General features: G+C 64.6%; 7 protein-coding genes. 2 read left to right on the forward strand and 5 right to left on the reverse strand.

Annotated features, from left to right (window positions below; genetic code table 11):
* From ACODSU_RS25085 to ACODSU_RS25095, 3 genes are all read right to left on the reverse strand, one after another.
* Positions 1-2053 (reverse strand): PAS domain-containing protein (locus tag ACODSU_RS25085; RefSeq protein ID WP_488845653.1); only part of this gene is annotated, 2053 nt, incomplete at its 3' end.
* 189 nt (positions 2054-2242) lie between these two features.
* Positions 2243-5161, reverse strand: a complete 2919-nt coding sequence (locus ACODSU_RS25090; protein ID WP_488845655.1) for an aconitate hydratase — start codon at positions 5159-5161, stop codon at positions 2243-2245.
* A 200-nt stretch (positions 5162-5361) separates the two neighbouring features.
* Complete coding sequence (locus ACODSU_RS25095; protein WP_488845657.1) at positions 5362-5769, reverse strand: hypothetical protein; 408 nt, start codon at positions 5767-5769, stop codon at positions 5362-5364.
* Positions 5770-5880: 111 nt separating this feature from the next.
* Here ACODSU_RS25095 and ACODSU_RS25100 point away from each other — a divergent pair, with 111 nt between their 5' ends.
* Positions 5881-6756, forward strand: coding sequence for a helix-turn-helix domain-containing protein (locus ACODSU_RS25100; protein WP_488845659.1), 876 nt, complete (start codon positions 5881-5883; stop codon positions 6754-6756).
* A 250-nt stretch (positions 6757-7006) separates the two neighbouring features.
* On the opposite strand, the gene ACODSU_RS25105 is transcribed toward ACODSU_RS25100, so the two are convergent.
* Positions 7007-7309, reverse strand: coding sequence for an H-NS histone family protein (locus ACODSU_RS25105; RefSeq protein ID WP_488845661.1), 303 nt, complete (start codon positions 7307-7309; stop codon positions 7007-7009).
* A gap of 520 nt (positions 7310-7829) precedes the next feature.
* Between ACODSU_RS25105 and ACODSU_RS25110 the strand changes: the two genes are divergently transcribed.
* Positions 7830-8672 carry a symmetrical bis(5'-nucleosyl)-tetraphosphatase gene (locus ACODSU_RS25110; protein WP_488845663.1) on the forward strand — a complete coding sequence of 281 codons (843 nt, stop codon included), beginning with the start codon at positions 7830-7832 and terminating at the stop codon, positions 8670-8672.
* Positions 8673-8763: 91 nt separating this feature from the next.
* Here the strand turns inward: ACODSU_RS25110 and ACODSU_RS25115 are convergent, their stop codons facing one another.
* Complete coding sequence (locus ACODSU_RS25115; protein ID WP_488845665.1) at positions 8764-10236, reverse strand: DEAD/DEAH box helicase; 1473 nt, start codon at positions 10234-10236, stop codon at positions 8764-8766.
* Positions 10237-10446: the final 210 nt, after the last annotated feature.

A 10446-nucleotide genomic window follows, 5' to 3' on the forward strand; every position in this document is an offset into this window, starting at 1 on the left:
CGATGGAGCGTTGCAGGCGGTCCAGGAGCAGGCGGCGGTTGGGCAGGCCCGTGAGGGCGTCGTAGAAGGCCAGGCGTTCGATTTCCTGCTCGGCCAGCTTGCGGTCGGTGATGTCGCGGCACACGCCCAGAATGCCCGTCACGCGGCCGTGCAAGTCGCGAATGGGGGTCTTGATGGTCTCGAACTGGCCCTGGTAGCCGTCTTCCGCGAAGGTGAGCGTCTCCTCGTACACCAGCGGCTGCCAGGCCTGCATGGCGCGCTGGTCGTATTTGCGAAAGCGCTCGGCGTCGGCGGGCGCCACCAGGTCAAAGTCGCTGCAGCCCACGACCTGACTCTCCGGCCGGCCGGCAAAACGCTCAAACACCGGGTTGACCGACAGGTACACCCCGTTGGTGTCCTTCATGAACACCATGTCCGGCATGGCGTTGACCACGCTGGCCAGGTGCGCCTTCTGCTGGGCCAGTTCCTGTTCGATGCGCTTGAGCGCCGTCAAGTCGTAGGCAAACAGCACCACGGCTGCCACCCCTTGCGCCGTCACGCTCTCGGGGGCGATGGTGGTGTGGCGGAACTGGGTGCCGTCGGGGCCGTCAATGCGGTTTTCGAACACCGCTGTCTCGCCCGCAAAGGCTTTTTCAAGGTGCGGGTGGATGCGCGCGAACACTTCGGGCGGGATCACATCCTGCAGCCGCTGTCCTTCCAGCGCCTGGGGCGTGGTGTAGAGCCAGCGGGCCTGCTGCTCATTGACGTACAGCACGCGCAAGTCCCGGTCAATCCGCGACACACCGCCCGGCACATGGCGCAGCGTGTTGGCCATGAGCGCCTGCTGGGCGTGCGCGGCCTCTTCGGCCTGGTGGTGGGCGGTGATGTCGGTCTGCACACCATCCCACAGCACCCGGCCATCCTGCAGCCGGCGCGGCGACGAACTCAGGTGCATCCAGCGCACCTGGCCGTCGGTGCGGCGCACCCGAAACACCGCCTCCAGACTGGTCATGGACAGGTAGGACTGGCGCTCCGCCTGGCGCAGGCGGTCGATGTCTTCCGGAAGGATCTGCCGGTACAGCACGCGCGGGTCCTGCAGCACATCTTCGACCCGCACACCGTTCAGCCGCTCGATGGCGTCTCCCATGTGCACAAAGTGCACCCGGCCATCGAGCTCGCGCACGATCTGGAACAACACGCTGTGCGGCAGGTTGCGCCCGAGCAGTGACAGACGCCCCTCGCTCTCGCGCAAGCGGCTTTCGGCCTCCTGGATGCGTGCAAACGGGCGGCGAATGCCTGCGTCAAACACCGCCTGGTACAGCAGCGCATACGCCACCACCCGAAAGCCATGGGACAAGACCCCACCCAGCGTCGAATGCCCGCCCAGCGAGCCCACGGTGACCTCACCGCACACGAAGGCACCGGCCGCCCAGGCAAACAGGCGCTCGCGCGGCGCCTCTTCGCTGCGGCTGCGGCGGTATAACAACACCGCACTGGCGGCCAGTGCCAGGGCGAGCCCCACGGCCACCACCTGACGCAAAGCCCCGTCTGCAGCATGGGCAAACCACTGGGGCAGCGGCCCCAGCGCCGATCCCGCAAGCACCAGCGTGACGCCCCCGGCTGCCGCCAGCCACGCGCGGGCCGGGCCGGGGGCCGACAAGCGCGTGGCGGTGAGCCCCAGGGTCAGCGCCTCGGCCACACGCGCCCAACTGCTCAGCCACAGCGACATGTCGGCGCTGCCCGGGGGCATGTGCACGGGGCCGGAATGCACCAGCACGCCGTGCAGAAAATTGCAGGCCGCCGCCACGCCAAAGCCCACTACCAGCACATTGGCGCGCGCCTGCTCCTGCGCCTCCAGGGCATGCAGCGATACGGACACCACCAGCAACCCCAGCAGCACCGCCACCAGCTCCAGCAACGGCTCCAGCCCGTGCTGCGCGCCCGCCCCATCGCCCAGCATCTGCGCCAGTGGCACCACGACCAGCGCCAGCAACGCCACCACCAACACCACGGTGATGGCGGGCGCATCCGACCAGGGCATGCGCGCGGTCGGAGAGCTGGTGGGAGGGGGCATGGGCAAAGGGGTGAAAGGCAGTGCCGGCGAAATGGCCGCACAACGTCACAAGTGTATCTACGCGTAAGGAAATAACCAGAGCACTCGTCCCATGAAAAACGGGGCCGAAGCCCCGTTCCAGACAGCGCGGGACAGCACCCCGCACTGGCGTTGCGCGCACGCATCAGTACGGGGCGCGGTGGCCCTCTTTCACCCCTCCAGCAACTGGCGCAGCACAAAGGGCAGGATGCCCCCGGCCTGGTAGTAGTCCACCTCGATGGGGGTGTCGATGCGCAGGGTCACCGTCACTTCCTGGCGCGTGCCGTCGGCACGGTGGATGACCAGGCGCGCATCGCTTTGCGGCGTGAGTGCGGCGTCGGGCACCACGTCGATCACCTCGTTACCCGTCAGGCCCAGCGTTTCCCACGAATCGCCCGCCTTGAACTGCAGCGGCAGCACCCCCATGCCCACCAGATTGGAGCGGTGGATGCGCTCGAAGCTGCGCGCCACCACGGCCTTGATGCCGAGCAGCTGGGTGCCCTTGGCAGCCCAGTCGCGGCTGGAGCCGGTGCCGTACTCTTCCCCCGCAAAAATCACGGTGGGCGTGCCCTGGGCCATGTACTGCATGGCAGCGTCGAAGATGAACATCTTCTCGCCCTGCAGCGCGCCCTCGTTCTGGAACACCGTGACGCCACCCTCCTCGCGCGAGCCATCGGCGGTGGGCGGGATCATCAGGTTCTTGATGCGCACATTGGCGAAGGTGCCGCGCACCATCACGTCATGGTTGCCACGGCGGGCACCGTAGCTGTTGAAGTCTGCCTTTTGCACGCCGTGCTGCAGCAGCCACTGGCCGGCGGGCGAACTCTCCTTGATGGAACCCGCAGGCGAGATGTGGTCGGTGGTGATGGAGTCGCCAAACAGCGCCATGATGCGCGCTCCGTGCACCGCAGACGCGGCCGCCGCGCCCTGGTCGAGCGCAAACTGGGCAAAAAACGGCGGCTCGGCAATGTAGGTGCTGGCGGGCCAGGTGTAGGCCGTGCCGCTCACGCCCTTGATCTTCTCCCACAGCTTGCCGGGGTCGGAGGCCACCTTGGAATAGTTCTCGCGGAAGGCCTTGCCGTTCATGGCGTACTTGAGCAGGGCATGGACCTCGTCGCTGCTGGGCCAGATATCGCCCAGGTAGATGTCCTTGCCCCCTTTGCCTTGGCCCACCGGCTCGGTCATCAGGTCCTTGAGCACGGTCCCGGCAATGGCGTAGGCCACCACCAGCGGCGGGCTGGCCAGGAAGTTGGCCTTGAGGTTGGGGTGGATGCGCGCCTCGAAGTTGCGGTTGCCCGACAGCACGGCCGCGCACACCAGGTCGTTGCTGGTGATGACCTCGTTCAGCTCGGGCGTGAGGTCGCCCGCGTTGCCGATGCAGGTGGTGCAGCCATAGCCCGCCAGCGCAAAACCCAGCTTTTCCAGGTACGGCAGCAGCCCGGTCTGCGTGAGGTATTCGGTGACGATACGCGAGCCGGGGGCCAGCGAGGTCTTGATGTGCGGCTGCACCTTGAGCCCCGCCTCCACCGCCTTCTTGGCCAGCAGGCCTGCAGCCAGCAGCACGCTGGGGTTGCTGGTGTTGGTGCAGCTGGTGATAGCGGCAATCAGCACATCGCCGTTGCCCACCGTGGGATCGGCCCCCTTGCTGGGCAGCGTGGTGGCCTGGGCGTGGTCGCGGGCCGTGGCCAGCGCGGGTTTGTTGGCCTCCATCTCCACCACCGAACGCGGCGCACCGGCGGGTGTGGGCTTGCCGTCAGGGGTCACATCGGTCACCACATCTTCTGCAGCGCGGTGGATGTGGAACCGCGTGTGCAACAGCTCCGCCGGACGGTTGAAGCCGTTTTGTGCATTGGGCTTGCTGAACAGGTCGGCAAACTGGCTGCTGACCTTGCCCAGTTCGATGCGGTCTTGCGGACGCTTGGGGCCTGCGAGGCTGGGCGTCACGCTACCCAGGTCCAGCGTCACGACCTGCGAGTAGTCCACCTCGCCGGCCAGGGGCACGCCAAACAGGCCCTGGGCCTTGAAGTAGGCCTCGAAGGCTTCGATTTCGCCCTTGGTGCGGCCGGTGCCCTTGAAGTAGTCGATGGTCTTTTCATCGACCGGGAAGAAGCCCATGGTGGCGCCGTATTCGGGCGCCATGTTGCCGATGGTGGCGCGGTCGGGCAACGCCAGGGTGCGCGTGCCTTCACCGAAAAATTCGACGAACTTGCCCACCACCTTGTGCTGGCGCAGCAGCTCGGTCACCGTCAGCACCAGGTCGGTGGCGGTCACGCCCTCGCGCAGCTGGCCCGTCATCTCAAAGCCCACCACATCGGGGGTGAGGAAATACACGGGCTGGCCCAGCATGGCGGCCTCGGCCTCGATACCGCCCACGCCCCAGCCCACCACGCCAATGCCGTTGATCATGGTGGTGTGGCTGTCGGTGCCCACCAGGGTGTCGGGGTAGTAGACGCCGTCCTTGCGCTTGTGCACGCCGCGCGCCAGGTATTCGAGGTTGACCTGGTGCACGATGCCGAAGCCCGGGGGCACCACGCCAAAGGTGTCAAAGGCCTGCATGCCCCATTTCATGAACTCGTAGCGCTCGCGGTTGCGCTGGAATTCGAGCTTCATGTTCAGGTCGAGCGAATTCTTCTTGCCGTAGTGGTCCACCATGATGGAGTGGTCCACCACCAGGTCCACGGGCACCAGGGGTTCGATCTTCTTGGGGTTCTTGCCCAACTTGGCGGCCACGCTGCGCATGGCGGCCAGGTCGGCCAGCAACGGCACGCCGGTAAAGTCCTGCAGGACTACGCGAGAGACAACGAAGGGGATTTCGTCCTTGCGCTCGGCATTCGGCGCCCAGCGGGCCAGTTGCTCCACATGCTCTGGCGTCACCTTGCGGCCATCGCAGTTGCGCAGCACCGATTCGAGCACGATACGGATCGACACCGGCAGGCGCTGGATCTGCGGGAACTGCTGGGCCAGCGCGGGCAGGGAGTAGAACTTGCCCTCCTTGCCCGATGCGGTCTTGAAGCCCTTGAGCGTGTTGGCAAAGGCGTGGCGGGCGGGCCGTGACGATGGGGTGGCTGGCGGCTTGGGCGATGAGGCCATGGCGAACTCCTTGATGAAAAGGCGACAGCGCCTATTCTGGCAGTCCCCCATGACGGTGCAATCGCTGGGGGTATGTGCCCCCGTGCCCAAAGGCCCATCGGAAGGGCTCAGGCGACGCGTTACCCACCTTTTCAAGGAAAAAGTCGCCCAAGCGCTACATGACATACCCTGATAGCTATGAAATTTATAGCAATCGCCCACTAGGCTGCAGCCCATGCAGGCAGGCGGCGCACCCCCATCCACTGCAGCTCGGCAATGACTGCCACCGAAACCACATGCACCACCAGATAGGCCTGGCCCAGGAATGTGGGTGCGACGGCATTGCCCAGCAGCAGCGCCAGGCTGGCCAGCGCCCACCCGAAATTGGCAACGATCAGCACCCACAGGCTGCCACGCGGCAAAGTGTGCGCACGGGCAATGCGGGTGGCCAGCGCTGCGTAGCCCAGCAGCAAGACGCCCGACACCACCAGCAGGCCGGACGGCAGCCCCAGCCATTCGGCCAATGACGCCGTCAGCAGCAAATGCAAAGCGCCCAGCAGCAGCCCGGTGGACGCATCGAACCAGACCAGGGCACGCAAGAAGGCGGGGGAAGACAGCAGGTTGAACATGACAAGCTCCTTGGAGGGTTGAAGAAGCCTGCATGGTTGCCGCCGAGGCGCATGGCGTCGATAACGTGCCAGGTAATGGCCGCTGCGCAGCTTGGGCCTAGGATGCTGGGCATGACGTCCACACCTTCCACGCCCTCCCGCCGCACCCCGCGCCACCCGCTGCCGCACCGCGCTGCAACACCTGGGCCCGCCAGTTTTGGGGACCACCTGCGCACCTGGCGCCAGCAGCGGCACCTGAGCCAGCTGGAGCTGGCCGACGAGGCGGACATCTCCACGCGGCACGTGAGCTTCATGGAGACCGGCCGCACCAACCCCAGTCGCGACATGGTGCTGCGCCTGTGCGAGCGCCTGGCCATCCCGCTGCGCGAGCGCAACACACTGCTGGTGGCGGCTGGCTACGCCCCCATGTACCGCGAGCGCGCGCTGGACGACCCGGCCCTGGCCGCCGCGCGCCAGGCGGTGGAATTGGTCCTCAAGGGCCACGAACCCTGCCCCGCCATCGCACTGGACCGCTGCTGGAACGTGGTGGCCGCCAACCGCGCTGCACAAGCCCTGCTGGCTGCACATGTCAGCCCCGAACTGCTCGCGCCCCCAGTCAACGTATTTCGCCTGAGCCTGCACCCGGACGGACTGGCCTCACGCATCGCCAATCTGGCGCAATGGCGCCACCACCTCTTCGAGCGCCTGCGCCAGCAGATTCATGCCACGGCCGACCCCGCCTTGCTGGCCCTACAGGCAGAACTGCTCGAATATCCCGCACCCGAGGAATCGCCCCCGCTCGTCATGGCCGGAGAAATGTTGGGAGTCGTGATGCCGTTTTGTTTTGAAAGCGTGCATGGCATGTTGTCCCTCATCAGCACCACGACCATATTCGGCACCCCGGTGGATGTGACCTTGCAGGAACTGGCCGTGGAATCGTTTTTCCCGGCCGATGCATTTACCGCGCAGGTACTGCGGGAGATGGCACAGCAATATGCTGCGGATTGACCACCGAGCGCCCGAGTGCCGACAACACGCCGACACTTGTTTGGTGCGATGGTCAGCTTGAGGCCTGCACGGTCTGCATCGCGATAACCCCCAATAGGAGCAGCCTGCGGATTTTTAGCGGCTATGGGATGTACCGGTACTCCAGATGCCGGAAGGGACGCGATAGCCATGCCCCAAAACCTCCAACCATGCCACCCCAAAAAAATAGCCCGCAGTAGCGGGCTATTTTTGGGCACAGGGGGGCCGATTCTCAAATGGCGAACTTTTCGCGGTTTTCGTTCTGAATCCATTTGGGCGCCTTGCCACGGCCTGTCCATGTCTGGCCAGTGGCTGGGTCGCGGAACTTGGGAGCCACCTTGGTGCCTGCTGTGGAGCTGCGGCCTGTTTTGCCAGCGGCCTTGCCGGCTGGAAACACGTCTTGGGCGGTCAAACCATATTCGGCCACCAAAGAGCGCACTTGGGATACAGCATCCGCCAATTCCCGGCGACGGGCTTCGCTGATTTGCTGCTCAAGGGCTTCACGCTGCTTCAAAAGTTCTTTGTAGCTGGTCATGGTGTCTGAATAAGGAATTAGGGTTGGAGACTGGACGATTATATGAATAACAGAAGGCATGCCACATGCCCTGGTAAAAATTTGCATTAAGAAACCACAGAAATGGGCCTGGCATATTCGTCCGCAGGCTATCTCCTGCAGCAAAGCCCCATAAAACTTTCAAAAAGCGCTTCCGATGTGCAGCAATACAGCTCAATGCGTTGGCCTGCCCTCCCAGCGCTTGAAATATCCGGCCGATACACATCCTCTTTTCGTCTACGGCAGATAAATGCACAGCTTCTGCCATCAAAATGCGGCTGCGATGTAATGGCGTGCACTATCTACCTCGGGCAAGGGCCTGAATATGCTGGCACACCCTGGGCTAGCAGACACGCATGCGCCCATCCAGGCAACCCACGCTCCCCGACACCCACTGCGCAGTGAGGGGCAGTGCTCCACGTGAAAAGCCTCGCGCGAAGCCCATTGCGCCTCAGCAGAAAATCAAGGCTTTACTCCACACCCTTTACGACCCCAGACCATCATGGCTATTTACTGTATCGGCGACATCCAGGGCTGCGACGGCGCTCTGGGGCGCCTGCTGGACACCATCGGCTTTTCTGCCAGCCGGGACACGGTGTACCTGCTCGGAGACCTCGTCAACCGCGGCCCCGACTCCGCCGCCGTGTTGCGCCGCTGCATGGAGCAGGGGGATGCCATCCGCTGCCTGCTGGGCAACCACGACCTGCACTTGCTCGCTGCCGCACATGGCGCACGCAAGCCGTCGCGCCGCGATACCTTGGCCTCGGTGCTCGACGCCCCGGACCGCAGCGCTTTGCTCGAATGGCTGCGTCATCAACCCTTGGTGCGGTCACACGAGTATTCCGGCCAGAGCCTGCTGATGGTGCATGCAGGTGTGGTCCCTGCCTGGAGCACCGCAGACACGCTGGCACGCGCGCAGGAGGTGCAGGATGTGCTGCGCAGCCCGGATTTGCCCGCCTTTCTGCACGCCATGTACGGCAACACGCCCGATCACTGGGATGACGACCTTACGGGCACAGACCGGCTTCGTGTGATCGTCAACGCATTGACGCGCATGCGCTTTTGCTCATCGGGTGGGGTGATGGATTTTGAAAGCACCGAGAGCGCCAGCGCGGCCCCGGAGGGCCTGATGCCCTGGTTTGACGTGCCGGGCCGGCGCACTGCTGGCACTTTGATGGCCTTTGGCCACTGGTCCACGCTGGGCTGGCTCAACCGCAGCGACCTGCTGGGCCTGGACACCGGCTGTGTGTGGGGAGGCTGCCTGAGCGCCGTGCGTTTTGGCAAGACGCTGGCTGACCGCGAACTGCTGCAGGTGCACTGCGAGCAGGCACAGCAGCCGGGCTAGAGAGATGAGGCGCTAGGGAGATGAGACGCCCGGGCAGACAACAAGCCCGGGACAGGCAAGACGGCAGTCAGCGCAAAGAGAGCGCTTGCGCTTATTGCGTGGAGGTTTCCGGCTGCACAGCCTTGAACAAGGCGGCCACTTTGCGCTTGGGTTTGATATTGGCCGAAATGCTGCTGCGCGCGGGCGACTTGGCTGCGGCCTCCCAGGCGGGGGCGGTATCCGCATTGCTGGGTTCGTAAGGCTTTTCAAAGAAGGGGTCACGCGATGCGACCGCTGGGCGGAAGCCTCGGTGGTGTTCACGCGGCTCGCGGCGCTCGTTGCGCTCGCGCACGGCGGCGGGAATCACGTCGCGCGGGTCTCCGGCCTCGCCCGATTCGCGCCATGCGCGGCGGCCGTCATTGATGCGGCCACGGGGGCGGTCTTCTTCGTACTCGATGGCTTCGAGATCGATCTTTTTCTTGATCAGCTTCTCGATGTCGGCCACCAGGCGGGCATCGCTGCCCGACACCAGCGTAACCGCCAAACCCGACGCGCCCGCACGGCCCGTGCGGCCGATGCGGTGCACATAGTCTTCGGCGTTGAACGGCACGTCGAAGTTGAACACCGCCGGCACGTCCTTGATGTCGAGGCCGCGCGCAGCCACATCGGTACACACCAGCAGATCGACTTCGCCCTTTTTGAAGGCTTCCAGCGCCTTCAGACGCTCGTCCTGGCTCTTGTCGCCGTGCAGCGCCGCGGTCTTGAGACCCTCGCGCTCTAGGCTACGCGCCAAACGGGCGCAACCGAGCTTGCTGTTCACGAAGATGAACGCCTGCTTGATGCCACGGGTCTTGAGCACATGGTGGATGGCGCGGCGCTTGTCATCGTCATTGGCGCTGTAGAAGCGCTGTTCCACGGTGGAGGCCGTTTCGTTCGGGCGGGCCACCTCGATGGTGATGGGGTTTTGCAGGTAACTGCTGGCCAGACGCTTGATCTCGGGCGAGAAGGTGGCGCTGAACAGCAGCGTGGTGCGCTGCTTGGGCAGATAGCTCAGGATGCGCTGCAGGTCTGGCAGAAAGCCGATGTCCAGCATGCGGTCGGCCTCGTCGAGCACCACGTACTCGACCTGGTTGAGCACCGCGTTCTTGGCTTCAATATGGTCCAGCAGGCGGCCGGGGGTGGCCACCAGCACCTCGACGCCCTTTTTCAGTTCGATGGTCTGGGGCTTCATGTCCATGCCGCCAAACACCACGGTGCTGCGCAGCTTGGTGTGTTTGGCGTACAGGGCGATCTGCTGGGCCACCTGGTCCGCCAGCTCGCGGGTGGGCAGCAGCACCAGGGCGCGCACGGGGTGGCGCGCAGGGGATGTGGAGCTGTTCTCGTGCTTGAGCAGGCGCTGCAGCAGGGGCAGCGAGAAGGCAGCCGTTTTGCCGGTGCCGGTCTGAGCGGCGCCCATCACGTCCTGACCGGTGAGCACCACCGGAATGGCCTGCGCCTGGATGGGCGTCATGGACTCGTAGCCCATTTCGGCTACGGCGCGCGCCAGCGGCTCAGCCAGCGATAGATTGGAAAAGGAACTTGTCATTTAGCCCTCTATTGTCGCACCGGTGGCCCAAAAAGCGATTTTTCGGGCCCAGAGCGGCAAAAATGCGGTAAGCACAATCAGCGCGTCGGCGTGCATTTGCTATCTATTTAATAGCTAATAGCGCATATTCAACCAGCACTATCGCCCGTTTTACACGGCGGTTTCAACAACGAAGTGCGCCAGTCCCCAGTGTAAGTGGGGTCACTTTGT

This window comes from Acidovorax sp. FG48, assembly GCF_057809085.1.

Excerpts from the sequence above, each read along its gene's own strand:
- ACODSU_RS25090 (WP_488845655.1), bottom strand. The coding sequence starts at position 5,161 with ATGGCCTCATCGCCCAAGCCGCCAGCCACCCCATCGTCACGGCCCGCC.
- ACODSU_RS25095 (WP_488845657.1), bottom strand. The coding sequence starts at position 5,769 with ATGTTCAACCTGCTGTCTTCCCCCGCCTTCTTGCGTGCCCTGGTCTGG.
- ACODSU_RS25100 (WP_488845659.1), top strand. The coding sequence starts at position 5,881 with ATGACGTCCACACCTTCCACGCCCTCCCGCCGCACCCCGCGCCACCCG.
- ACODSU_RS25105 (WP_488845661.1), bottom strand. The coding sequence starts at position 7,309 with ATGACCAGCTACAAAGAACTTTTGAAGCAGCGTGAAGCCCTTGAGCAG.
- ACODSU_RS25110 (WP_488845663.1), top strand. The coding sequence starts at position 7,830 with ATGGCTATTTACTGTATCGGCGACATCCAGGGCTGCGACGGCGCTCTG.
- ACODSU_RS25115 (WP_488845665.1), bottom strand. The coding sequence starts at position 10,236 with ATGACAAGTTCCTTTTCCAATCTATCGCTGGCTGAGCCGCTGGCGCGC.